At 55.0% G+C, this 25,026-nt stretch carries 19 protein-coding genes and 1 pseudogene; 12 read left to right on the top strand and 8 right to left on the bottom strand.

Annotated elements, in window-relative coordinates:
- Positions 1 to 11 precede the first annotated feature (11 nt).
- The 8 genes and pseudogenes from ACUTSU_RS07715 to flhD form a co-directional block, all read right to left on the bottom strand.
- Entirely contained in the window at positions 12 to 1,628 is a 1,617-nt protein-coding gene (locus ACUTSU_RS07715; RefSeq protein WP_445650498.1) for a methyl-accepting chemotaxis protein, read from the bottom strand.
- Positions 1,629 to 1,846: 218 nt separating this feature from the next.
- A pseudogene (locus ACUTSU_RS07710) lies at positions 1,847 to 3,398 on the bottom strand (methyl-accepting chemotaxis protein); the annotation flags it as partial.
- 155 nt (positions 3,399 to 3,553) lie between these two features.
- A complete protein-coding gene (gene cheW / locus ACUTSU_RS07705) occupies positions 3,554 to 4,054 on the bottom strand; it encodes a chemotaxis protein CheW (protein ID WP_012145706.1) in 501 nt (166 codons plus the stop codon).
- Between the two features lie 32 nt (positions 4,055 to 4,086).
- A complete protein-coding gene (gene cheA / locus ACUTSU_RS07700) occupies positions 4,087 to 6,060 on the bottom strand; it encodes a chemotaxis protein CheA (RefSeq protein ID WP_445650497.1) in 1,974 nt (657 codons plus the stop codon).
- A gap of 4 nt (positions 6,061 to 6,064) precedes the next feature.
- Complete coding sequence (motB, locus tag ACUTSU_RS07695; protein WP_445650496.1) at positions 6,065 to 7,030, bottom strand: flagellar motor protein MotB; 966 nt, start codon at positions 7,028 to 7,030, stop codon at positions 6,065 to 6,067.
- Positions 7,027 to 7,917: a flagellar motor stator protein MotA gene (gene motA / locus ACUTSU_RS07690; protein WP_445650495.1), complete on the bottom strand. Its 891-nt coding sequence runs from the start codon at positions 7,915 to 7,917 to the stop codon at positions 7,027 to 7,029. Before motA ends, motB begins: the two co-directional genes overlap by 4 nt.
- 158 nt (positions 7,918 to 8,075) lie before the next feature.
- Entirely contained in the window at positions 8,076 to 8,657 is a 582-nt protein-coding gene (gene flhC, locus ACUTSU_RS07685) for a flagellar transcriptional regulator FlhC (protein ID WP_445650494.1), read from the bottom strand.
- Between the two features lie 2 nt (positions 8,658 to 8,659).
- Entirely contained in the window at positions 8,660 to 9,010 is a 351-nt protein-coding gene (flhD, locus tag ACUTSU_RS07680) for a flagellar transcriptional regulator FlhD (RefSeq protein ID WP_044552100.1), read from the bottom strand.
- Positions 9,011 to 10,396: 1,386 nt separating this feature from the next.
- Here flhD and ydgT point away from each other — a divergent pair.
- From ydgT to tssC, 12 genes are all read left to right on the top strand, one after another.
- Positions 10,397 to 10,612 carry a transcription modulator YdgT gene (gene ydgT, locus ACUTSU_RS07675; RefSeq protein WP_445650493.1) on the top strand — a complete coding sequence of 72 codons (216 nt, stop codon included), beginning with the start codon at positions 10,397 to 10,399 and terminating at the stop codon, positions 10,610 to 10,612.
- Positions 10,613 to 10,764: 152 nt separating this feature from the next.
- The gene (uspC, locus tag ACUTSU_RS07670; RefSeq protein ID WP_135317048.1) at positions 10,765 to 11,184 is read left to right on the top strand and encodes a universal stress protein UspC; all 420 of its coding nucleotides are present in this window, start codon (positions 10,765 to 10,767) and stop codon (positions 11,182 to 11,184) included.
- 76 nt (positions 11,185 to 11,260) lie between these two features.
- A complete protein-coding gene (locus ACUTSU_RS07665) occupies positions 11,261 to 12,295 on the top strand; it encodes an NADP-dependent oxidoreductase (protein ID WP_445653983.1) in 1,035 nt (344 codons plus the stop codon).
- A 1,276-nt stretch (positions 12,296 to 13,571) separates the two neighbouring features.
- Entirely contained in the window at positions 13,572 to 14,072 is a 501-nt protein-coding gene (gene tagV, locus ACUTSU_RS07660; RefSeq protein ID WP_445650491.1) for a type VI secretion system accessory protein TagV, read from the top strand.
- A gap of 26 nt (positions 14,073 to 14,098) precedes the next feature.
- Positions 14,099 to 14,629, top strand: coding sequence for a type VI secretion system lipoprotein TssJ (gene tssJ / locus ACUTSU_RS07655; protein WP_445653982.1), 531 nt, complete (start codon positions 14,099 to 14,101; stop codon positions 14,627 to 14,629).
- 40 nt (positions 14,630 to 14,669) lie between these two features.
- Positions 14,670 to 16,016: a type VI secretion system baseplate subunit TssK gene (tssK, locus tag ACUTSU_RS07650; protein ID WP_445650489.1), complete on the top strand. Its 1,347-nt coding sequence runs from the start codon at positions 14,670 to 14,672 to the stop codon at positions 16,014 to 16,016.
- A 21-nt stretch (positions 16,017 to 16,037) separates the two neighbouring features.
- Positions 16,038 to 17,240 (top strand): DotU family type VI secretion system protein, encoded by a 1,203-nt coding sequence (locus ACUTSU_RS07645; protein WP_445654017.1) that lies wholly within the window; start codon positions 16,038 to 16,040, stop codon positions 17,238 to 17,240.
- Complete coding sequence (gene tssM, locus ACUTSU_RS07640) at positions 17,240 to 20,878, top strand: type VI secretion system membrane subunit TssM (RefSeq protein ID WP_445653981.1); 3,639 nt, start codon at positions 17,240 to 17,242, stop codon at positions 20,876 to 20,878. Before ACUTSU_RS07645 ends, tssM begins: the two co-directional genes overlap by 1 nt.
- An 18-nt stretch (positions 20,879 to 20,896) precedes the next feature.
- Positions 20,897 to 21,616 (top strand): type VI secretion system-associated protein TagF, encoded by a 720-nt coding sequence (gene tagF / locus ACUTSU_RS07635; protein WP_153860951.1) that lies wholly within the window; start codon positions 20,897 to 20,899, stop codon positions 21,614 to 21,616.
- A gap of 23 nt (positions 21,617 to 21,639) precedes the next feature.
- Complete coding sequence (gene tssA, locus ACUTSU_RS07630; RefSeq protein ID WP_445650487.1) at positions 21,640 to 22,665, top strand: type VI secretion system protein TssA; 1,026 nt, start codon at positions 21,640 to 21,642, stop codon at positions 22,663 to 22,665.
- 104 nt (positions 22,666 to 22,769) lie between these two features.
- Positions 22,770 to 23,306, top strand: a complete 537-nt coding sequence (tssB, locus tag ACUTSU_RS07625) for a type VI secretion system contractile sheath small subunit (protein ID WP_012145725.1) — start codon at positions 22,770 to 22,772, stop codon at positions 23,304 to 23,306.
- Between the two features lie 3 nt (positions 23,307 to 23,309).
- On the top strand, positions 23,310 to 24,815 hold the full coding sequence (gene tssC / locus ACUTSU_RS07620) for a type VI secretion system contractile sheath large subunit (protein ID WP_261282731.1): 1,506 nt from the start codon (positions 23,310 to 23,312) through the stop codon (positions 24,813 to 24,815).
- Positions 24,816 to 25,026: the final 211 nt, after the last annotated feature.

Genomic DNA, 25,026 nt, shown 5'->3' with positions numbered 1-25,026 from the left:
GCTTATACGGTTTAACAATCTGGGGCTTCCTTTTCCACGGGTGAAAGTGCGTTTTGAGCGTTGGCCGGGGCGGTGAAGTTATCGTCCACGAGGCGGAATACCGCTACCGCGTCGGCCAGGGTAATTGCCTGTTCCTCCAGCGCGACGGCCGCCGAGGCCGCTTCCTCCACCAATGCGGCGTTTTGTTGTGTGACCTGATCCATCTGGGTTACCGCCTGCGTCACCTGTTCAATACCGCGGCTCTGCTCATCAGAGGCCGAGGCGATCTCCCCCATAATGTCGTTAACCCGGGTGACCGAACGCACGATGTCCTGCATGGTGGCACCGGAGTTTTCCACCAGCACCGACCCTTGCTTGACACGGCTGACCGATTCGTCGATCAGCCCTTTGATTTCTTTCGCCGCCTGTGCGCTGCGCTGTGCCAGGTTGCGTACTTCACCGGCCACCACCGCAAAACCTCTGCCCTGCTCACCGGCGCGCGCCGCTTCTACCGCTGCATTCAGCGCCAGAATATTGGTCTGGAAAGCAATGCCGTCGATCACGCTGGTAATGGCGCCAATCTTCTGCGAACTGTTGGCGATGTCATGCATGGTAGTGACCACGTCGCCCGCCAGCTCGCCGCCTTTGGCCGCCGTGGTGGAAGCATCACGCGCTAGTTGTGAAGCCTGGCGTGCGTTATCGGCGTTCTGTTTCACCGTGGCAGTCAGTTGCTCCATGCTGGCAGCGGTTTCCTCCAGCGAGGCGGCCTGTTGCTCGGTACGGGAAGAGAGATCGTTATTGCCCTCGGAAATGTCCTGCAGGCCGATCAGGATCGACTCCGCCCCGTCGCGCACCGCACCCACGGTGCCGATCAGCGACTGCTGCATGCGCTGCAGACTGGCGAACAATTGGCCGATTTCGTTACGGCCGTACACCTGGATCGGCGTCGCCAGATCGCCGGCGGCAATGCGGTCAAAATGACTGCGCATGATATCCAGCGGTCTTACCAACATGTTACGCAACCACCACAAGACACTACCGGTGACCACAATCAGCATCAGTACCGTACCGGCCACCAGCCAGCCGGACAGGGTAAAGGAGCGCTGATTCGCCGCATTGGCTTCGCTGACATTGGCGCTCACCAGTTGCAGGTACTGGACAAAATCGGCTTCAAACTGGTCCTGGGTTTTCTGCGTCGGCTGGTCCATAAACGCCTGCAGGTTATCGTTCTCCAGGAAGCCAATCAGCTCACGCAAGGTGTTGCGCAGCCGGTCATAGCTGGCCTTGGTGGTTACCGTCAGCTGTTGTTCCTGTTCGCTGTTACGCGGTATCGCCAGGAACTGGTTGAAATAGAGATCGGCTTTTTGCAGCGAACTACGCGCGTTGCCCATCAGCGCATTGACTTGATCCTGCGGCAGCTTGAGCGCCGCACGGGTTCCGGCGCGGTTGAGCGTATTGCGAGCCTGTAACAGCGATACCCAGCTCAGGCTGAGGGCATCGCGCTGCTGGCTGCCGAGGGTGATCAGATTCAGGTTGTGGTTATCGGAACGAAAAGCGGTGTACGACAAGCCGCTGGTGGCCAACTGCATAACACAAAAAGTCATCAACAACAGAAACAGACTGGTAGAGACGCGGATTCGGTTAAACACTGTGAACCTCCTTGCAGCCGGCCGGTGGCCAGCTCAGATTTCTGGCAAAGCAGACGGGGATTCGGCCTCCTCCCGAACAGCAAGGAGGCCCAATGCCGGTTAGAACGTTTCCCAGTTATCCTGCGGATCGCTGGCGTTAATTTTTTTATGATTGAGTTCCGGAGTGACTGTTGCCTTGCTGCTGGCGGACATTTTGAATTCGTCCTGGCCTGCCGCTTTTAAGCGGAACACCGCCACCGACTGGGTCAGCATGCTGGCCTGCTCTTCCAGCGCGGCGGCCGCAGAGGCGGACTCTTCCACCAACGAGGCGTTCTGCTGGGTGACGCGGTCCATTTCCGCCACCGCCTGGCCGACCTGATCGATACCACGGCTTTGTTCGTCGGACGCCGAGGCGATCTCACCCATGATGTCGGTAACGCGGGTGACGGCATTGACGATATCGCCCATGGTTTCACCGGCACTTTCTACCAGTACCGAGCCCATATCGACGCGATTGACGGAATCTTCGATCAATCCTTTGATTTCCTTCGCCGCCTGGGCACTACGCTGTGCCAGATTGCGCACTTCGCCAGCGACCACCGCAAAACCACGACCCTGTTCACCGGCGCGTGCCGCTTCTACCGCCGCGTTCAAGGCCAGGATGTTGGTCTGGAAGGCAATACCGTCGATCACGCCGGTAATGTCGGCAATTTTCTGCGAACTGCCGGCGATGTCATGCATGGTTTGCACCACATTGGCCACCACCTTGCCGCCTTTTTGTGCGGTTTCGGAGGCGCTCAACGCCAGTTGGCTGGCCTGACGGGCATTTTCGGCGTTCTGTTTCACCGTGGCGGTCAGTTGCTCCATGCTGGCAGCGGTTTCCTCCAGTGAGGCGGCCTGCTGTTCGGTACGTGAAGAGAGATCGTTGTTGCCGGCGGCAATTTCAGATGCACCGCTATAAATAGCGTCGGCCCCCTGACGCACGCCGCTAACGGTGTCGATCAGTTCGTTTTGCATATGCTTGAGGCTGGCGGCCAGTACGCCCATTTCATTGCGGCTGGTCACGGCGATCGACTGAGTCAAATCGCCGGCGGCAATCATTTTGATGTGTTCAATCATGCGGTTCAGCGGACGTACCAGAATGTGGTGAATGCCACTCCACACCAATACAATCACCGCCAGCACCACCAACAGCACCACCGCCAGCGTCCAGATAGCGAAGCTGAACGAGTTGTTGCTGTCTTCCACCGCGCTTTGGTAAAGCTTGTCGTTTTGCGCCAGGTAGGTGGTGTAGATGTCTTCGAACGCGTTCTGATAGCTTTGCGTCGGCTGGTCAAAGAAGGCGTTGATCTTTCCTTCGCCCAGCAGTTGAACCAACTCGGACAACGCGCCGTGCAAAATACCGTATTGCTGTTTGAGTTTTTCGGCAGACTGCGCGTCCTGGCGAGGATTTAGAGGGATTTTGTCATAAGCGGCATAATGTTGTTCCGCCACCAGCAGGTTGTTCTTGGCCCCAGCCAACAGTTCGGTAACGCTGGCGCCGCTGCCAATATTATTGCTATCCATCATGTGGCGGATACCGGCACGGTTCAGCGTGTTGCGCGCCTGCAGCAGGTTGACCCAGCTTTCGTTCAGCTCGGACTGTTGCTGACGAATGCTCTGCAATACGGTGACGTTTTCTTTGTCATTCTTCAGTGAGGAAAAGAAGAGCCCGCCTGAAACCAGCTGCAAGGCGCCAAATAACACCAGCACCAGTAACAGGCTGGTGACCACCTTCATACGATTAAACATTTTTTCCCTTGATAGACGCCCGCGCGGACAGGCCCTGATTACGTTGATTGACAGAGTTATCGGCGCGGTGGGGAAGAACTTTATGTGGGGAGGTAACTATTTTTATGTAGGTTTCAGGGCGCAGCATGCAGCGCCCCTACAGAGGGTTCGACAGATCAGGCGCTTTTTGCCACGCTGTCGACCAGGGACATCTCTTCGCTGCTCAGCAGCTTTTCGATATCCACCAGGATCAACATACGGTCACCCAGCGAACCCAAGCCGGTCAGGTATTCGGTCGCCAGTGTCACGGCAAACTCCGGTGCCGGACGGATCTGCTCGGTGGTCAGCGACAGCACGTCGGATACACCGTCAACCACGATACCCACCACCCGTTGACCAAAGTTCAGCACGATCACCACGGTGTTTTCATCGTAAGACACATCCTGCTGAGCAAACTTCACCCGCAGGTCGATAATCGGCACAATCACGCCGCGCAGGTTGGTGACGCCCTTGATAAAGGCCGGCGTATTGGCGATGCGGGTCACCTGATCGTATCCACGGATCTCCTGCACCTTGAGGATATCAATGCCATATTCCTCATTGCCCAAGGTAAAAATCAGGAATTCTTGCCCTACCGTTTCGCCAGCCAGTTTGCTGACGGTTGCCAGTCCTGCCATGTCATTCACCCTTCAAATCAATAGATTAATTATTATGCGGCCACGCCGGTCTGACGCTGTTCACGGTTCAGCGTTTGCAGCGCCGAGACATCGACAATCAGCGCCACGCTGCCATCACCGAGAATAGTGGCGGCGGAAATACCCGGCACTTTGCGATAGTTGCTTTCCAAATTCTTTACCACTACCTGATGCTGACCGACCAATTGATCGACCAGCAACGCATAGCGACGACCGGCACTTTGCAAGATCACCACAATGCCCTGGGTGGCATCGGTTTTGGCGCCGGCCACTTCGAACACCCGGAACAGCTCCACCAGCGGCAGATATTCACCGCGCACCTGCAACACCCGCTCGCCACCGGCCAATGGATGCAGATCTTCGGCCTGCGGCTGCAAGGATTCCATCACCGCGTTGAGCGGCAGGATAAACACTTCGTCGTTCACCTTGACTGACATACCGTCTAGGATCGCCAGCGTCAACGGCAGCAAAATGCGGATCGCGGTACCCTTGCCTGCCTGCGAATGGATTTCTACATGCCCACCCATCTCCTGAATATTTCGCTTCACCACGTCCATGCCGACGCCGCGACCGGACACATCGGTGACCTGTTCGGCAGTGGAGAATCCCGGCGCAAAGATCAACATGCCGACGTCTTCATCGCTCATGCTGTCACTGACGGCCAGCCCCTGCGAGGCCGCCTTGGCGAGAATTTTCTCACGGTTCAGACCGGCGCCGTCGTCGGTCACCTCGATGCAGATATTGCCGCCCTGATGTTCCGCCGACAGGATCAGATTACCCACCGCCGATTTCCCGGCAGCGACACGCGTATCGGGATCTTCAATGCCGTGATCCAGACTGTTGCGCACCAGGTGGGTCAAGGGGTCGATAATCCGTTCGATCAGGCTTTTATCCAGTTCGGTAGAACTGCCCTGCAGTTGCAACTCCACCTGTTTATTCAATTTGCCGGCCAGATCGCGCACCAACCGCGGGAAGCGGCTGAACACGTACTCCATCGGCATCATGCGGATCGACATCACCGACTCTTGCAGGTCGCGCGCGTTGCGTTCCAACTGGCTCATGCTGTTGAGCAGGTCACCATGATTCACCGGGTCCAGGCTGTCCGAACGCTGCGCCAGCATCGATTGGGTGATCACCAGTTCACCGACCAGGTTGATCAATTGGTCCACCTTCTCTACCGCTACGCGGATGCTGGTGGATTCACTGGCTTTGGCCCGTGGTTTGGCAGCTTCGACAGCCGCAGGGGCCGGTTTGACCACCGGCGCTACCGCGGCGGCAGGCGCTGACGGTGCGGGTGCGACTGGAGCGACTTCGGCCTGCGGCGGTGTGGCGAAGCTGATTTGCTCCGGCTCCAGCACAAAACAGAGTACCGCGCTGATGTCATCTTCGCTGGCGGAGGTCAGCAGCGTCACTTCCAGGCTGTTTTCGGTCTGCTGCGGGTTTTTCACCTCACCCAGATTCCCCAGCTCTTCGAGCATCAGCGGGACTTCGCTGGGCTTGAGGCCACTTAGGCAAATTCGCATCCCGCCTTCAATAGCCGCAGGGACCGCGACGGCATGTTCCGTGGCCGGATGCGCTGCGGGGGCATCCTGTTGCTGCGCGTCCAACGCCAGCTGCCGCAACGCCTGGCAGATGTATTCAAAGCTGTCGGCGTCAGGTTTTTGCGACGTTTTATAGGCGTCCAGTTGCTCCTGCATAATGTCTTTGGTTTCCAGAAACAGGTTGATAATCTCAGTGCTCAGGCTCATTTCCTGACGCCGCGCACCATCGAGCAGGTTCTCCAGCAAATGGGTGGTTTCCTGCAGTACCGTAAAACCAAAGGTAGCCGCACCACCTTTGATGGAATGCGCTGCGCGGAAAATGGCGTTCAGCGGCTCAATGTCCGGCGCCAGCGGATCCAACTCCAGCAGGTGTTGCTCCATATCGGCCAGCAACTCGTCTGCTTCATCAAAAAAGGTCTGATAAAACGCACTAATATCCATGCTCACGGGATCACCTCTGCTGTGAGTCGCTGTTAGTCGGTACAGGGTCAGCCGCCGGCTGCTCCGGTGCAATGAGGGTGGCCGGAGCCGTCGCCGCTGGGACCAGCGACTTTAGCTCGGCCGGCTGAGCGACATCCATCGCATTGCTTTCGCCATTTTCGTGTTCAATGCCCTGCTGGGTTTGCTTGTTCAGCACCAGCACGGTGATGCGGCGGTTGATGGCGTCATCGGCACCGTGTTGTTTCAGACTCATGGTGGCAGCCATGCCCACCACCCGCAGCACCTTCCCTTCCGACAGTCCACCGGCGATCAGCTCACGCCGTGAAGCATTGGCGCGATCGGCCGAAAGCTCCCAGTTGCTGTAACCCCGCTCACCCGTGGCATAAGGAATGTCGTCGGTGTGGCCGGACAGGCTAATTTTATTCGGCAGATCATTGAGGATCGGGGCAATCGCCCGCAGGATGTCACGCATATAACTTTCAACCTGCGCACTGCCGGTTTTGAACATTGGGCGATTCTGGCTATCGATGATCTGAATGCGCAGACCTTCATCCATCATGTTGATCAGCAGATGCGGGCGCAGCGCTTTCAACCGCGGATCGGACTCAATCAGCTCATCGAGCTTTTCCCGCAGCTTGTTCAACCGCAGTTCCTCGTCGCGTTTCTCCAGCGTATCAATCTGCCTTTTCACCAGTCCGTCCTGCTGAGTCGGGTCATCGCCACCGCCGGGGATCGGGCTGCTTTCAGAGCTGCTCTTGTCGCCGCTGGTCAGTGCCACTTTTAACGGTGTGCGAAAATATTCGGCAATTTGCGTGAGCTCCTGCGGGCTGGCGATAGCCAGCAGCCACATCACCAGGAAAAACGCCATCATCGCCGTCATAAAATCGGCGTAAGCAATCTTCCAGGAGCCGCCGTGATGGCCGGCCTGGTGCGACTTGCGTTTTCTGACCAAAACAACCGGGTGATTCTGCTTCATGCCTGTTCTTCTTCCGTCGCCTGCTGTGCCGGCGCTTTCACACTGCGCACATGTTCTTCCAGTTCGACGAAGGACGGACGCTCGGTGGTGTACAAGGTTTTACGGCCGAATTCGACGGCAATCTGCGGTGCGTAACCATTGAGGCTGGACAGTAAAGTGACCTTGATGCACTGCATCATTTTGACGTTTTCTGCACTTTTCTGACGCAGCAGGGTGGCCAACGGCGAGATAAAACCGTAGGCCAGTAAAATACCGAGGAAAGTGCCGACCATGGCGTTGGCGATCAGTGCCCCCAGCTCGGCTGCCGGGCGATCGGCCGAGGCCAGCGCATGTACTACCCCCATCACCGCCGCCACAATACCGAAGGCCGGCAACGAGTCACCGACCATCGCCAGGCTGCCTGCCGGGACTTCGCTTTCCTGCTCAAAGGTTTCGATCTCTTCGTCCATCAACGCTTCGATCTCAAACGCATTCATGTTGCCGCTCACCATCAGCCGTAAATAATCGGTAATAAACTCTACGAGGGTGTTATCGGCAAGAATGCGCGGATAATTAGAGAAAATTTCACTTTCTTGCGGATTATCAATATCGAATTCGAGGGACAGCATGCCCTGCTGACGAGATTTGGCCAGCAGCAGGAAGAGCAGCGCCATCAGGTCCATGTATAAATCTTTACTGTATTTCGAACGACGCATCAGCTTGGGGATGGCACGCAGCGTGGATTTTATCGCCTTACCATTGTTGCCGACGATAAAAGCGCCGATACCCGCGCCGCCGATAATCAAAAATTCTGCCGGCTGATAAAGCGCGCCCAGATGGCCCCCCACAATCAGGTAGCCCCCAAAGACCGTACCCAATACCACGAGATAACCCAAAATAACTAGCACACGCATTCCTTAAATTAACAATGTGGATGGAAGGTGGGATAAGCGCGTGTTTGAGACGCACCGACGCAGCAGTCTGGGCTGCGTCGATGGGTTCGGTATGCCGAACCTTGCGTGTCACAAATCGATTTAAGTCTGGATAAACCGGCGCTGTCGCCGGCTCAAATCACGCGTTTAACCTGCTCGTCCAGCAATTGAGGAATAATATCGGCCAGTTGCGGAGAAAGTTTACGTCTTTTTACTGCGCGGGATGGGGGCTGGCATAAACTGCATACAAAACTGTTCAACGGCTGGTGCGCGTGGGTGATGAAAGTGCCGCCGCAGCAGTTGCAGGCAGAGAGCTGCAGCATGCTGCTATCGACGAAACGCACCAGCGTCCAGGCGCGGGTCAGCGCCAATAACGGTGCCTCTCCCGGTTGGTGTGGACACTGTTCCAAATACAAACGATAGGCTTTAATCACCGCCTCAACGCCAGTGCAGTGCCCACTCTTCATCAGGAAGCTGTAAGCGTTATAAAACATCGATGAATGGATGTTCTGTTCCCAGGTCATAAACCAGTCGGTCGAGAACGGCAACATCCCTTTCGGCGGCGGACTGCCCCGCAATTCTTTATACAGTTTGATCAAACGCCCGCGGCTGAGCTGAGTTTCGCTTTCCAGCATCTGCAAACGGGCACCCAGCGTAATCAGCTCCATTGCCAGCTGAATATCCTTGGCTTCCTGAACAATACTTTTCTCTGTCATCTTCAAGCTCTTTTCTTCGTTGCACTACCGTCTTTAGCCGATAGTTCTTGCAGTAAGTGGCTTGATAGCAAAATGCCGGTATGGATTTGCTGCAGATCGTCCACGCGCGATTCTTTCGTCAGGCGCTCGATCGTCTGGTGATCGTTAAAACGGAAATGGCAGACCAGTTGGTTGGTCTCAGCCAGTTTAACCATTTGTGGCAACGTAAGTTGAGCAAGCGCATCAGCCATGGTCTCGTCGATCCCCAGACGGAACATTGCCGATGCTTTTTCATCATTAATCAGACGCTGTGCTAAAAGTAAATATGACAAATTGATGTCATAAATATGCTTAAGTAATTCAGACGTACCCATATTCCCCATCCCGACAGACTATGTTTAAAAACATACGCTGGGTGATAATTTTTATCGCCCGTGACCTGGGTTTGTTCCCTACGTTGGCAAATGAATCCCTGAATAACGACCGTTATAAATTTATCAACATCACTAATTTCGAACCGTCATTCAGTATTTGATACGTGCGTAAACCTACGTGTATGGATGTACAGCATTTTGCTTCAGCAGCGTGTAATCACTGTGAAACTATTTTTACAAAGTTAATAAGATTATTCCTAATGCAGCGCAACTCTACCCCCGAACCGTTAGCACACACAATGTAAGTGATAGGCAATTTTAAACACAATGTGACATACATCACAAATATAAAAAATAATTAAGCCAAATATCTCAATCTCCGCCTATTTTTTAACCTTGAGATTGACTAAAAAACAACCGCAAGTAAAAAAACGTCTTAAAAGCAATGCATATAAGCCAAAAAATCATCTTTTTTAGATCAATTCGAACAAAAGCATTACCAAACTAAAATAACAGAACAAAAATCTGCTCGTAGTCGATAAAGACAGTATAAATAACCATTAAATAAGTCATGAACTATCCACCTTGAAAAGTAACGTGCGTAAACTATATGGTTATGAGGTTTCGGATTTGACTTAAAATCGGCGTCGTTGGTTGTTTTAATTTTCATCTATTGTTCTTATTTGGTTAACAATAAATCGCTTAAATTGTGAACAATAAAATAGACGTAACTATATATTTCCAGGCTGAGAAAATGAAAGCGGCAGGTTTCGATATTTTTCGTAAAAATTATCTTAGAACGTTTTATCGGCAATGTTGATTTAAAACTTAATTGTTTTTTATCAAAATTAAAAATGACTAAAGCTTGGCTTATATTTATCAATCAATAGAGGTCACTATCACTCTTATAAATCATAATGCAGTTTCGTTTTATTTTATACCCGCGTTTCATCTAGGCCCTGTGGATTTGAAGTGACCACCAGACGGCCAGTCCATCCGTTTTGCCCTGGGTCGGGTATACCGCATGCAACATAATCGCTTACGTAAAGGCAAGATCCCAAGGCTTGATTTCGGGATCTTGGGCCTCCACGCCGCAGCAGGCAGTGGTCAGGGAAAATCCCCAGCTTCGAGCCACCTGGATTGATCGGCCCTGAAAATTTCCCTATTTTGCATGCCGAATGACAGCCAGGCATTGCCGACAATCCACGGGCATATTATTATTCGCCATGCAGGGCCACCTTGCACTCAGCCATTTATTACCGTATTGAAATTTATTTATTTGAAATTAATTTTTCAGGTCACACATCACACTCTTTTGCTACTGGCATGATGACAGGGTGATGTTTCTTCGTCCGACTACAACTATTAATAGGTTATATTTTAATCATGACTGATACCCTGGATTACCTGATGACATTCCGGAAATGCACCAGCCTGGACAGCGTAGAGAAAGTGTACGACAAGCTTAACTACTCCCTTGATAATGATATTGAAATCAGCAACATGTATCGTGCTGCCGATCATCGTCGGGCAGAGCTGGTTGCCGGGAAACTGTTCGATTTGGGCAAGATACCCAAAACGCTGTGGGCGCAGGTGCTATAATTTTCTTTAATTACACGCGCGTGCCTGTTTATCATTTATTGCTAAATAACGGCAATGCCCCATGATTTATTGACGCGCGTGATACAAAACACATTTATTAGTTTCGCCAGGCTCTACTCTTTTACCTTAACGACAGGAAACAGGAGCGGAAGATGGGATATCAAAACGTTTTGGTTACCGTCGCCGTGGCGGCAGACAGCCATCGCCTGGTTGAAAAAGCCGTCTCCATCGTGCGCCCCTACAACGGCAAAATTACCCTGCTGAGCATGATCGCCAATCCAGAAATGTACAATAACTTCGCCGGGCCGATGTTGGGCGATCTGCGTGCCTTAATGGAGGAAGAAACGCTGCTGTTTATGGAAGAATTACGGCTGCGGGCCGATTATCCAATAGCCGATACGTTGATCGTCCACGGCGAGTTGGGGGATAGCCTTAACTACGCCAGCCGTCAGCAACCTTTTGATCTGGTGGTTTGCGGCAATCATAGCGACAGCATGATGAACAAGGTTTCCTGCTCTGCAGCACGCTTTATCAATACCAGCCATATCGACGTACTGATCATTCCTCTTTAACGCTGAGCACATTCGGTTATTTGCTCTGGTTAATGATTGACTAGACTTGGGATCCTATCCTCATAAGGAATGTCTGATGTCCCAGTCTATGCAACACAACCGCCGTTTTTTACTTGCCTCACGCCCGCATGGTGAGCCTACCGCAGACAATTTCCGCCTGGAAAAAGTAGCGACACCGCAACCTGCTACAGGCCAGTTGCTGTTACGCACTGTCTATCTGTCACTGGATCCCTACATGCGCGGCCGGATGAGCGATGCCCCTTCTTACGCGCCACCTGTAGAGATCGGTGACGTGATGGTTGGCGGCACGGTATCGCGTGTTGTTGCGTCACAGCATCCTGACTTCAAACCCGGTGACTGGGTGTTGGGCTACGACGGTTGGCAGGATTATGCTTTATCTGACGGCAGCGGCTTGCGTAATCTTGGCCCGGATCAGAAACACCCTTCCCGCTTGCTCGGCGTCTTGGGCATGCCGGGCTTCACCGCCTATATGGGTCTGTTGGATATTGGTCAGCCAAAACCCGGTGAAACCCTGGTGGTAGCCGCCGCCAGTGGCGCTGTCGGTTCCGTCGTCGGGCAGGTCGCCAAACTGAAAGGTTGCCGCGTGGTCGGCGTGGCCGGCGGTAAAGAAAAATGCCGCTATGCCGTAGAAGAGCTGGGCTTCGACGCCTGTGTCGATCACCGGGCCCCTGATTTCGCCCAGCAACTGGCTGCCGCCTGCCCGCAAGGTATCGACATTTACTACGAGAACGTCGGCGGTGCAGTGTTTGATGCGGTGATCCCGCTGCTCAATACCCAGGCACGAATTCCGGTATGCGGCATTATCGCCCACTACAACGCCACCGCATTGCCTGCCGGCCCGGATCGCCTGCCGATGATGCAGGGGTTGATCCTGCGTAAACGCATCCGCATGCAGGGCTTCATTATTTTTGATGACTATGCAGAAGGCTTTGGCGAATTCCTGCAGCAGATGGGCGAGTGGGTCGAGCAAGGAAAAATCAAATTCCGTGAAGATCTGGTCGACGGACTGGAGAATGCTCCACAGGCGTTCATCGGCCTATTACAAGGCAAGAACTTCGGCAAGCTGGTGATCCGCGTCGGCGACGAGTAACACTAAAATCGGCAAGGGTCGAACATAGCTTCGACCCGATTTAATCCATTGATTAGGCTCGCGGGCGCAGCATGCGACGCCCCTACCATGAAACACTGAACACTTTACCAACAGGTTAAACGCGACCCTGCGCTCGCGTGGTTATACGGTACCCTCGGTCAACTCAATCTTCCCCCTTTTCACCGTTCTTCATCCATTCTGCTGCGCTAACAGCCATGCCAATCCCCTTGTGCAGGTGGCTTTGCACCCAGACCAATAGGAATACTCCTAAATTACATTCTCGCCATTTATATATTTAATCATCTTAATCCTTCAAATGGTAAGTACATAAAACAGCCTGTCACTTTGTTTTTGTTAAAAAAAGGTTGTTATTTAAGTGAATTGGCTAAAGTGTTACAAAATTATTTCATGGTATTACCAATGATCCATAAAATTAAAAAGAAAAAACAATCAATTCGCAACACTATGTTTTATATGAATTAAATAAAAAAAGCTGAGTAAGCTAACGAATTAAGCATTGATCCGGAAGGTTATTTTGCAAATTTTCAGGGCTATTGTAGACTGCAGATTCTCTGAATATATGTAAAGTTTGTTAATTTTTTCGTCAGGCCATGTCTCAAATCGTGACAGATACGCTATCGGGATCGCGCGTCAATTCTCGTGCGGTAGCTATGCCTAAAGCCATTAAAAGCACGAAATTATCTTATCATTGCTTGGTTATTCTCATCCGTTTAACAATGGTTTAAACATCTTCTGATACGAGAATTTCGCTGGCGCTTTTGAGTCTTGAAAACCTGACCACCACGGCGTACAAGCAGCCACCAGCATCAAGATTGTGAAGTAACCTGATATCTATTAAACCGGAAAACGGGATTGTTTTTGAGCGATGCAGTCAACTGTTCGCTGATATTTACAGGAAGCCTGACACACACAATGAAACTCATAAAAATATTGCGTCCAAGCGTACCTTATCGTTTTTGCCACCGGCAGGAACAACATCACCCGGATGTCTCCATTTTGGTGCTAACCGATATGGGAGTTTCCCCGCGTCTGCGCCCAGAGGCTGAAATACGGCTCCTCGCCGGTGAGGAGCTACGGCTTAATAGTGGCCCCCTCATCTCGTCATTCTCAAAGCCAAACTCCATCTGCAAAACTCCACGACTGCGTTGAGCACGCCCCCCCCAGTCGGTCAGAGATATTGCTGTTTGTCCCCTGAAATAGACGTTTTTATTACACAGCCCTTCATTTCTGCTCATAAAAAGATCAAGAGGAAATTGTGAAAACACGGATTACCCTAACGCTGCTAGCCGCCCTGACGCTCGCCGGTTGTTCCACCCCGCCACCACCGCCGCCGGCTCTTGATATCAACGCCCTGATCAGCAGCGAAGTGGATGGCGTCAAGCTTCAGCACCGCGCAGCCATCCAGGCCCCGCAACAGTTCAAACCCATCGGCAAGGAATACCGCAGCCTGTACGCGGCCAGCATCATGAGTAGCCCGGGTTACAACGGCAGCGCCATCGGCAGTCTGGACAATGCCGCCGTTTTCTATGTGCTGGGGGAAGTAGAAAATCATTGGCTGGCGATCACAGAAGCCAAGGGTGGAAACCTGATGGGCTACATCCAGACCAACGCCGGCGTGCCGGTTTCACGTTACAAATCAACACTGCGTAAAGATTTACCACGTCGTAATCGCGCGACCCGGCAGGACTGCGTGAAAGTCGGCGGTGACAGCAAAGCCTGTAAAGACAGCGGCTCTGCTACCTGGATCCTCCAGTAGTTTCTCCCTGGTTGACGAGACTCACCATGATAACAACACCCAACACCTCCGGCTGGTGCGGGATAGTGTTCCTGCTAATGGGCGCATTGCTGCTCAACGGCTGCATGTCCTCTGCCAAGAACGTGCCTTCGCGTTATAGCCTGGTCTTCGAGGCCGACAGCCAGGTGAACGCCGCGGCTGGCCAACGGCCGGCACCGATAAAAATTCGTGTACTGTTGCTACGTTCCGATGCCGAATTTATGGACGCCGACTTCTTCAGCCTGCAGAGCGATGCCAAAAGCGTGCTTGGCAACAGCCTGCTGGACAGCGACCAGTTCTTCCTGACGCCAGGCCAGAGAGGAAAAAAACTCGGTGGCCAAAGCACACTGGAAACCCGCTATATCGGCATCATCGCCGAATACCAGAACCTCGATGGCAAAGCATGGCGCATTTCACTGCCGCTGCCGGAACCGACCGAAACCAATTTCTACAAGGTGTGGCAATTCTCGCCGGATGAGCTGGAAGCCCGCATTGTGGCAGGCATTAATGGCCTGCACTCAGTGAAAGATCCCGACTGACCCGCCGCCAGGCCCAAGCGAAGTAACCATAGGTGTGACCATGAAAGATGCTCATAAGGTCGTCTGGACTGAAGGGATGTTTTTACGTCCTCATCATTTCCAGCAGGCGGAAAACTATCTCGAAAGCTACATGCGTAATTGGGGCCAGGCCCACCAGGGCTATTTTTGGGGCTTCCTCCATCTGGATTTGGATCAAACCCTGCTGCGTCAGGGCAAAATTGCGCTTAACGCCGCCAGCGGCATCATGCCGGACGGCACGCCCTTTCGTTTCTCCGGCGCCCAACAGGCACCGGCTCCGCTGAATATCGCCGAAAACAAGACCGGCGAAAACGTGGTTCTGGCGTTGCCGACCTACCGCGCGGGCCGTGAAGACGTGATTTTTCAGGAAGCACCGGACGCGCTGGCGCGTTATCTGGCCTATGAAAACGAAGTCGACGACCTGAACGCTGTTTCGGTCGGCAGTGCGGCATTGCAGTTTGGTCAGTTGCGTCTGCGTCTGATGCTGGAAAGCGAACTCAATGCCGAATGGACGGCCCTTGGCGTAACCCGTGTGCTGGAAAAACGCGGTGATGCCAGTCTGCGTCTCGATCAGACGCAAATTCCACCGATGCTGAACTGTCAGGGAAGCCCGGTGCTGAAAACCTTTATCAACGATCTGCAAGGCCTGCTGCAACAGCGCAGCCAGCAGATGAGTCAGCGTCTGCTGCAACCGGGGCGTGGCGGCAGTTCCGAGATGGTCGATTTCATGCTGCTGCAACTGATTAATCGCCATCTCGGCCAGGTGAGCCACGCTTACCATCTCGATCACCTGCACCCAGAACGCCTGTTCGCCGACTGGCTACAGTTCGCCACCGAGCTGGCCAGCTTTTCGGCACAGCGCACACCGGAAGCCCGGCTGCCGGTGTATGACCATGACAACCTGGCGTTGTGCTTCGGCAAGTTGATGCTGTTGCTACGCCAGGGGCTGTCGGTGGTGCTGGAAGACAACGCCATTCAGCTGACGCTGGTCGAACGCTCGCATGGTCTGAACATTGCCACCGTACAAGACACCAAAATGATGCGCGACTTCGGCTTCGTGCTGGCGGTACGTGCCGATGTCGCCGCCGAAGTGCTGCTGACTCACTTCCCGGCGCAAATGAAGATTGCCCCGGTAACGCGTATTCGCGATCTGGTGCAGTTGCAACTGCCAGGCATCGGGCTGCGTACCATGCCGGCAGCACCACGCCAGATCCCCTATCACGCGGGTTATACCTATTTTGAATTGGAAAAAGGCAGTGACCTGTGGAAGCAGATGGAAAAATCCAGCGCCTTCGCTCTGCACCTGGCCGGCGACTTCCCGGGGCTGGATATGGAATTCTGGGCGATTCGCAGCCATACGGACCGGTAACCTATGACTCAGGAAAATAACATGACGCCGGCAGGCAACCCGTTGGTAGAAGCCGCGAACCCTTTGCTGAACGCCATTTCGCAAATCCGCCAATCCGCCACCCACGCCAATCCGGCGCAACTGCGCCAGCAACTGATCGATAAAGTTCGCCACTTCGAACTCCAGGGTCAACGCGCCAATCTGCCATATGAAGTGATTATTGGCGCACGTTATTGCCTGTGCACCGCGCTGGACGAAGCCGCCGCGCTGACGCCCTGGGGCAGCAGCAGCGTCTGGTCCGGCAGCGGGCTGTTGGTCACTTTTCACAACGAAACCTGGGGCGGAGAGAAGTTCTTCCAACTGCTGGCCAAGCTGTCACAAAGCCCACGCGAACACATCCAACTGCTGGAACTGATTAACTTCTGCCTGCTGATGGGGTTCGAAGGCCGCTATCGAGTGATGGAGAATGGCCGCTCGCAGTTGGAAACCATGAAGCAACGCCTGCTGCAACTGATCCGCTCGGTACGCGGCGGTTACGCTCCCCCCCTGTCCCCCAACGCACTGGATCTGCCGGTACAGCAAAAATTGTGGCGTCCTCTGGTGCCATTATGGGCCTGCGTAGCACTGACCGGTTTTCTGGCGTCATTGCTGTTTATCGCCCTCAACTGGCGGCTAGGCGATGGCACCAGCCCGGTGCTGGCAGCCATTTATCAGACCAACCTGCCACAGGTTGCCATCAGCAATCCGGCACCGGCGGCTCCGCCGACGCTGAGCCTGAAAAGCTTCCTGCGCAAAGAAATTGCCGAAGGTCTGGTAGTGGTGCGTGACGAAGCGCAACAGAGCGTGGTGATCCTGAAAGGGGATGGCCTGTTCGACTCCGCCGCGACGACGGTACGCGGCAACTATATCCCGGTCATTGATCGCATTGCCGCAGCGATGAACGGCGTCAGCGGCAAGATCCTGGTCACCGGCTACAGCGATAATCTGCCGATCCGCAGCGCGCGCTTCGCTTCCAACTGGGAGTTGTCACTGGCACGCGCCGACGCGGTCAGCGCCCAACTGCAGAAACATCTCGACAACCCGCAACGGGTGAAGGCGGAAGGCCGCGGTGAAAGCAACCCGGTCGCACCGAACAATAGCAAAGTGAACCGCGCGCTGAATCGCCGGGTAGAAATTACGCTGTTGGTTGCGCCAGAAAATACCCAGGCGGAAATCAACGGCTTGCCGCAAGGAAACGGAAAGTAATGCTCAGTACGTTATTCTCCATCATCACCAGCCGCCTGTTATGGGGCTTTGCCGGCATTACCGCGCTGGCGTTCATCATCTGGATGATCGGCCCGTTAGTGGCGATCGGCGATTATCGGCCGCTGGAGCCGGAACTTAACCGCCAGTTAACCATCGGCGCTATCTATCTGATCTGGTTCCTGTGTCGCATTATTCCACGCATCTACAGTGCCTGGCTCAACCGCCGCCTGCTAAGTAACCTGCGTGCCGCCGAAGAAGTTCCGGCTGAAAATGGTAAGCCGTTAGCCAAACAGGATGAGCAGTTGGCCCAGCGCTTTGATGAGGCGGCGCAATTGTTGAAGAAAGCCCGTTTCGCACCGGGTCAGGGGGACAGCAAACACCGCTGGATGACCCACTTCAGCAGCCAGTACCTCTACCAGTTACCCTGGTATGTGATCATCGGTGCGCCAGGAGCCGGTAAAACCACCGCGCTGGTCAACTCCGGCCTGCATTTCCCGCTGGCGGACCGCTTCGGCAAGTCTGCCCTGCGCGGGGTGGGCGGTACCCGCAACTGTGACTGGTGGTTCACCAATGACGCCGTACTGCTGGATACCGCCGGTCGTTATACCACTCAGGAAAGCCAGCGCGAAGAAGACGCCGACGAGTGGAAAAGCTTCGTCGGACTGCTGAAAAAATATCGTACCCGTCAGCCGATCAACGGCGTGATGGTGACCATCAGCATCGCCGATCTGTTGAGCGACAGCAGCGAAGCCCGCGCCGCGCAGGCCAGCTCGTTGCGTAAACGCCTGATTGAGCTGCATGAACAGTTGGGGATCCATTTCCCGGTTTATGTCTTGGTGACCAAGACCGACCTGCTTAACGGCTTTATGGCCTATTTCAACGGCTTTGATAAGGCGCAGCGCGAACAAATTTGGGGGTTCACCTTCCCCTATGAGACATCGCGTCAGCCAGATTTCAATCTGAATGTCACCTTCGAACAACAGTATGGCTTGCTTCAGCAGCGGTTGGATGCCGCGCTGCCTGAGACCTTGCTGGTTGAACATGATGGCCGTCAGCGTGCTGAAAGCTATCTGTTCCCACAGGAGTTTGCGGCCCTGCGTCCTTTGCTGGGCCAGTATCTGGAACAGGTGTTTGCCACCTCCAGTTTTGAAACCCGCTTCACCCCGCGCGGTATTTACTTTACCAGCGGTACCCAGGAAGGTCTGCCGTTCGACCGGGTGATGGGCGAACTGAACCGTTACCTGCAATTGCCGACGGCGAGCAGCCAACCACACGCCAACCCGGCCTGGAACCATGTGGACTCGGCCGCGCCAATCCCGGCGGGCAAGGGCCAAAGCTTCTTCCTGAAAGACACGCTGGAATCGGTGATTTTCCAGGAATCCGGGTTGGCGAGTAGCAACCGCTGGTGGGAATACCGTAACCGCGCTGTGCATTGGGCGGGTTATATCCTGCTGGCGGCTTGCCTGGCGATCCTGGCGATTTTCTGGTTCACCAGCTACAGCAACAACAAGGCTTATCTGGCTGAAGTGGCCGCCAAGGTGCCCGGCGTAGAACGTCAGGGGCTGGGTCTGACGCAGTTGGGCAACGGCGATATGCTTTCGCTGCTGCCGTTCCTCAACAGCGTGCTGCATTTGCCGGACAGTCAGAATTTCTCGCTGGAAGATCCCCCATTCACCTATCGCATGGGGCTGTATCGTGGCGAGCAGGTCAGTGATGCCAGCGACTCGCTGTATCAAAAAGCACTGAAGGAATTGCTGCTGCCGCAGGTGGCACAGCAGATCGCCACTACGCTGCGCAACGACAACCATGGCGATGCCGATTTCAGCTACGAAGCGCTGAAGGCCTACCAGATGCTGTATCTCCCGAAACAGTACGACGGCAAATTCCTGCGCGCCTGGGTCATGCTCAACCTGCAACGCAACCTGCCGCAGGGCAGTACCCAGAAACAGCTACAGCAGATTGAATGGCACCTGAGCCAACTGCTCGACGGGCAGATCCAGGCTTCGCCTTACGCCAAAGATGAACCTATGGTGGAACAGGCGCAGGCCGCGCTAAACCGGGCGCCCCTGTCACAGCGGGTGTACGGCCGTCTGAAACGTCTGCTACTAAAGCAAACCGAGATTAAACCGGTCAGCCTGGTTGACCTGGCCGGCCCACAAACCGAACTGGCGTTTTCGCGCAAAAGTGGCAAACCGGTGACCGACGGGGTACCGGGCCTGTTTACCTCTCGAGGCTACTGGAAAACCTTCAACGACAATATTGATCCGGTGACCGATACCCTGCGTCAGGAAGATGTTTGGGTGCTGAACAGCAAAACGCCGGATCAGAAAAACGCCGATTTGATCAAGACCATTCGCCAACTGTACATGCAGGACTTTATCAGCGCCTGGGATGAACTGCTGGGTGATATTCAGTTGGCCAATATCGGAAACCTGAGCCAGCGTATCAGCAGCGCACGTTTGTTGTCCGGCAACCCTTCGCCGATGCGTAACCTGCTGATTAACGCCAGCAAGAATGTCACCCTGCGCGACGAGAAAAGTAGTGCTGACTCCCGTTCACTGCTGGATAAAACCGAAGACCGGCTGAGCCAGAGCGCTAACCACCAACTGGAAGCGCTATTCACCAATCGACCAGCCAACGCCGACGGCGATGTCTCAGCCCAGCCGGAACAACTGGTGATGGCGCATTTCGCCGCATTACTCGAGCTAGCGCAAAGTCAGGGTGAAGGCAACAAGGCGATCCCGTTCGACAGCGTGCTGAAACAGGTTGATGAGCTGTACAGCTACCTGACCGCAGTTCAGGGCGCGGCCAACAGCGGCATGTCGGCACCGCCCAGCGATATCATTCCACGCTTGCAGGCCGAATCGGGCCGTTTGCCGGTGCCGTTCAAACAGATGCTGCTGTCGCTGGCGATTGGTGCCAGCAGCGACACCCAACGCAAAGAGATGGAAAACGTCAAGAAACGCATCAGCGTCGAAGTCGGCAGCTTCTGCCGTCAGGCGATTGCCGGGCGTTATCCTCTGGTCGCCAGGGCGCGTCAGGAAGTCACGCCGGACGATTTGGCACGCATGTTTGCGCCCAACAGCGGGCTGATGGACAGCTTCTTCCGTGACAATTTGCAGGGCAAGGTCGACACCACCCGTGCCAACTGGCGTTTCACTCCCGGCGTAGACGGCAAAACGCTGCCCGGTGGCGAAGGTATCCTGCGTTCATTTCAGCAGGCGCAACGCATTCGTGACGCCTTCTTTGCCAACGGCACCGCAACGCCGTCTTACCGCGTGACCGTTCGACCGGTACGGATGGATAACGACATCCTCAACCTGACGCTGGATATCGACGGGCAACTGTTCAAATACAGCCACGGGCCGCAGGTGCCTCTGGTGATCAGTTGGCCAGGTACCCGTAATACCAATCAGGTGCACCTGCAGCTGGCGCTGGCCAACGGCTCTACGGCCAGCCTGGTCACCAGCGGCCCCTGGGCGCTGAACCGTTTGGTGGATATGGCGCAGACTTCTGCCGGTAGCAGCAGCCTCGGCCGCCAGGCAACCTTTAACCTGGATGGCCACCGCGTAACGCTGGAGTTCACTCCCAACAGTATCCGCAATCCGTTCCAGTTACCGGCATTCTCCTGCCCGTAGCCCCGAAAGGACAAGATGATGAGCAATGACCTGAGCCCGACCACAAGCATTGGCTGGTATGGCAAGATCCCTTCCGCCGGTGACTTCCTGCAGCGTCGCCTGCCGGATATGGTGGTGAACAATTGGGCCCACTGGTTCCATAACGGCCTGGTGAATCTGCAGCGTAATCCACCGGGCCCGAACGGAAATCCTTTCAGCAATGCGCCCGTATGGAACTTCGTCATTCCGGCCACGCTCGGCAGTCAGTATGTTCAGATGGGCTGCCTGCTGCCCGCTCGTGATCGGGTAGGTCGTCATTACCCGATCTGCGCCCTGCGCCTGTTCTGCCAGCAAGACTGGCGCACTCAGCAGTTGAACATGGCGGCGGAATGGTACAACCAGCTCGGCCACCGGCTGCTCAATGGCGTGCGCAATGGTTTTTCCGCCGAGCAACTCGACCGTTCGCTGCTGGAGATCCCTGCGCTGCCGACCCCACCGGCGGAGGCCGATTCCGAGATCCTGTCGATTATCGGCTTCCAGCATCCGGACGTGCCCGGCCTGGGCTGGCAACAGGCGGCCGACTGTTTCGACCCGGCGCAATACACCAGTTTCTGGTGGACCAATCAGGCTGATGGACATCCGCTCTATACCCATGTGCACAGCGGTAACCTTACCGTGCAACTGTTCTCTCTGCTGTTTGAGCCCAATGGCTGGGCGCGCCCCGGTCGTGGCGGTCAATATCCGCAGATGTTTGATTAACCTCGCCTGTTAAAGGAAATTTTATGGCTATCGATACCCTGTTAGCCCCGGTTGACGCAGAAAATCCCTGCGGTGAAAACCTGGAATATGACACCGACTTTCTGGCGATGGCGCAGGCTGCGACCGGCAAGAGCGAGCAGCAGTTCGGCAGCACCATCATTCCGGCAGAAGCGCCGGACTGGGTGCAGGTGGAACGACTCGCGACCACGCTGCTGACACGCACCAAAGATTTACGGGTAATGCTGTGCCTGACCCGCGCCTGGACACAGCTGCGCGGGTTGCAAGGCTACGCCGACGGCCTGATGCTGATCCACCAGGCGCTGGAGCGCTACTGGGACACACTGCTGCCGTTGCTGGAGTTCGACGGCGAAACTGACCCACTGTTTCGCATCAACGCACTGGCCGATCTCGGCGACAAAGCCGCGCTGACCACCAGCGTGCGCGCGGCGCCGTTGCTGAAAGGGGCAACCGGTGAAATCTCGTTACGCGACGCCGGGGCCCTGCTCGACGGCAGTAAGCTCGAGTGCCCTACCTTTCCTGGTGGCCGTGCGCGCCTGCAGGATGAATTGTCTCAGCCGGAGCGCCCGGAAGCGCAATTGGTGATACGCATCGCCGAAACCCTCGGAGCCATCCGTACTACGGTCACTCGCCATTTGGGTGAAAGTGCCCTGCCGGAAATGCACAACCTGACAAAAATTTTCGCCCTGGTCGCTCAGTTCGGCCAGGACAGCGCCCCGGTCAGCGAGCCAGCCGAACAGCCAGATGATATCGCCGCCCCCCCGGCGAGCGCTGCCACAACGACCCCGGCCGCCACGCTCAACTGGCGCAGTGCGCAAATTCAGTCACGCGACGACGCCCAACTGATGCTGGACAAGGTAAAACACTATTTTCGTCTTCATGAGCCCAGCCATCCAGCGCCGCTGATGATCGATCGGGTACAGCGGCTGATTGCACTGGACTTTATGCAAATAATCCGTGATTTGGCACCCGATGGTCTTAACCAACTGGAGACCATTCTAGGTCGCCCCGATAACGAGGAGAACAACTAGCCGCCGACCCCTTTGTTCTCTTAACGATACTCATAACCGCATTTGAACCTGACTCTCCAAGCCGGAAGAGGCGCGTTCCCAATCGCCATTAGATGGAGTAAATCATGCCAAACTCGAAATCCCGTAGCGGGCAGAAATTTATCGCCCGCAACCGCGCACCGCGCGTACAGATTGAATACGATGTCGAAATTTATGGCGCAGAGCGCAAAATCCAGTTGCCGTTCGTGATGGGCGTGATGGCAGACCTGGTGGGGAAATCGGTTGATCCACAGGCGAGCGTTGATGAGCGCAAGTTCCTGGAGATCGACATCGACAACTTCGATGAGCGCATGAAATCGCTGAAACCGCGCGTTGCCTATCAGGTCGACAACACCCTGACCGGTGAAGGTAAGTTGAATATCGATCTGACGTTTGAAAGCATGGAAGACTTCTCCCCTGCTGCAATTGCCCGCAAGGTCGACGCGCTGGACAACCTGCTGGACGCCCGCACCCAGCTTTCCAACCTGTTGTCTTATATGGACGGTAAAAACGGCGCTGAAGAGCTGATCTCCAAGATCTTGCAAAACCCCGCTTTACTGCAATCCCTGACCGATGCGCCGAAACCGGCCGCCACGGACGACAACAATCAGCGTGAGGACTAATCGATGAGCAACTCGCCTCAGCAACAAAAAGCGCTGCAGACCAGCGAAGCTTTCTCCAACGATGAATTCAGCGCGCTGCTGAACAAAGAGTTTCGTCCCAAAACCGACCAGGCCAAGGAAGCGGTGGAAAATGCAGTAAAAACCCTGGCGCAGCAGGCGCTGGAAAACACCGTGACTGTCTCCTCTGACGCCTACCGCACCATTCAGGCGCTGATCGCCGAAATCGACGAAAAGCTGTCGCAACAGGTTAACCAGATTATCCACCACGCTGAATTCCAGAAACTGGAAGGCGCCTGGCACGGTCTGCACTATCTGGTTAACAACTCCGAAACCGACGAAATGCTGAAAATCCGCTTTATGAGCATTTCCAAGCAGGAGCTGGGCCGCACGCTGAAGCGCCATAAGGGCGTGGGTTGGGACCAGAGCCCCATCTTCAAGAAAGTGTACGAGGAAGAGTACGGCCAATTCGGTGGCGAACCCTTCGGTTGCCTGGTGGGCGATTACTACTTCGACCACAGCCCGCAGGACGTTGAGTTGCTGGGCGAGATGGCGAAAATCAGCGCCGCCTCCCACTGCCCGTTCATCGCCGGTACCGCACCGAGCGTGATGCAGATGGAGTCCTGGCAGGAGCTGTCCAACCCACGCGATTTGACCAAGATCTTCCAAAATACCGAATACGCCGCCTGGCGCAGCCTGCGTGAATCGGAAGATGCCCGCTATCTGGGCCTGGTAATGCCGCGATTCCTGGCACGCCTGCCGTATGGCATCCGTACCAATCCGGTTGACGAGTTCGACTTCGAGGAAGAAACCGACGGCGCGAACCACGGTAACTACACCTGGACCAACGCCGCCTACGCCATGGCCGCCAACATCAACCGCTCGTTCAAAGAGTTCGGCTGGTGTACCGCGATCCGTGGGGTGGAGTCTGGCGGTGCGGTGGAGAACCTGCCGTGCCACACCTTCCCGAGCGACGACGGTGGCGTGGATATGAAGTGCCCGACCGAGATCGCCATCAGCGACCGTCGCGAGGCCGAGCTGGCCAAGAACGGCTTCATGCCGTTGGTGCACCGCAAAAACTCCGACTTTGCCGCCTTTATCGGCGCCCAGTCGTTGCAAAAGCCGGCGGAATACTACGACGCCGATGCGTCTGCCAATGCCCAGCTCTCTGCCCGCCTGCCTTATCTGTTCGCCTGCTGCCGCTTCGCGCATTACCTGAAGTGCATCGTCCGCGACAAGATCGGTTCTTTCCGCGAGCGCGACGATATGGAGCGCTGGTTAAACGACTGGATCATGAACTACGTGGATGGCGACCCGGCCAACTCCTCACAGGAAACCAAGTCGCGCAAACCGCTGGCCGCTGCGGAAGTACAGGTGGAAGAGATCGAAGACAACCCAGGCTACTACAGCGCCAAGTTCTTCCTGCGCCCGCACTATCAATTGGAAGGCTTGACCGTCTCCCTGCGTCTGGTATCGAAACTGCCTTCACTGAAGCAGAACGACGCCTCCTGATGTGCTGAAAGTCAGGCAGTGGGTCTGGTGACATCATTGCCGGTAATCCCCGTGATAGTTGTCACCAGGATAACCCTCAGTAATCAGCATTGGGCCATTGTCTTTTTTTAATGATGACTCGGTAATTAATACCGACAACATTCGGTATTTAATGAGGTGCATGGCACAAGGATATTAAATGGTAGTGCATCACCAAAATTTCAACTCCTGC

The organism is Serratia sp. NA_13 (assembly GCF_052691735.1).
Note: the sequence above shows the minus strand (reverse complement) of the source record. Positions and strands in the feature narration are given on the sequence as shown.

Coding starts and splice junctions, on each gene's coding strand:
- cheW (WP_012145706.1), bottom strand. CDS start 4,054: ATGGCAGGACTGGCAACCGTCAGCAAACTGGCTGGCGAAACGGTAGGG.
- motB (WP_445650496.1), bottom strand. CDS start 7,030: ATGAAGCAGAATCACCCGGTTGTTTTGGTCAGAAAACGCAAGTCGCAC.
- flhC (WP_445650494.1), bottom strand. CDS start 8,657: ATGACAGAGAAAAGTATTGTTCAGGAAGCCAAGGATATTCAGCTGGCA.
- flhD (WP_044552100.1), bottom strand. CDS start 9,010: ATGGGTACGTCTGAATTACTTAAGCATATTTATGACATCAATTTGTCA.
- ydgT (WP_445650493.1), top strand. CDS start 10,397: ATGACTGATACCCTGGATTACCTGATGACATTCCGGAAATGCACCAGC.
- uspC (WP_135317048.1), top strand. CDS start 10,765: ATGGGATATCAAAACGTTTTGGTTACCGTCGCCGTGGCGGCAGACAGC.
- ACUTSU_RS07665 (WP_445653983.1), top strand. CDS start 11,261: ATGTCCCAGTCTATGCAACACAACCGCCGTTTTTTACTTGCCTCACGC.
- tssJ (WP_445653982.1), top strand. CDS start 14,099: ATGATAACAACACCCAACACCTCCGGCTGGTGCGGGATAGTGTTCCTG.
- tssK (WP_445650489.1), top strand. CDS start 14,670: ATGAAAGATGCTCATAAGGTCGTCTGGACTGAAGGGATGTTTTTACGT.
- ACUTSU_RS07645 (WP_445654017.1), top strand. CDS start 16,038: ATGACGCCGGCAGGCAACCCGTTGGTAGAAGCCGCGAACCCTTTGCTG.
- tssM (WP_445653981.1), top strand. CDS start 17,240: ATGCTCAGTACGTTATTCTCCATCATCACCAGCCGCCTGTTATGGGGC.
- tagF (WP_153860951.1), top strand. CDS start 20,897: ATGAGCAATGACCTGAGCCCGACCACAAGCATTGGCTGGTATGGCAAG.
- tssA (WP_445650487.1), top strand. CDS start 21,640: ATGGCTATCGATACCCTGTTAGCCCCGGTTGACGCAGAAAATCCCTGC.
- tssB (WP_012145725.1), top strand. CDS start 22,770: ATGCCAAACTCGAAATCCCGTAGCGGGCAGAAATTTATCGCCCGCAAC.
- tssC (WP_261282731.1), top strand. CDS start 23,310: ATGAGCAACTCGCCTCAGCAACAAAAAGCGCTGCAGACCAGCGAAGCT.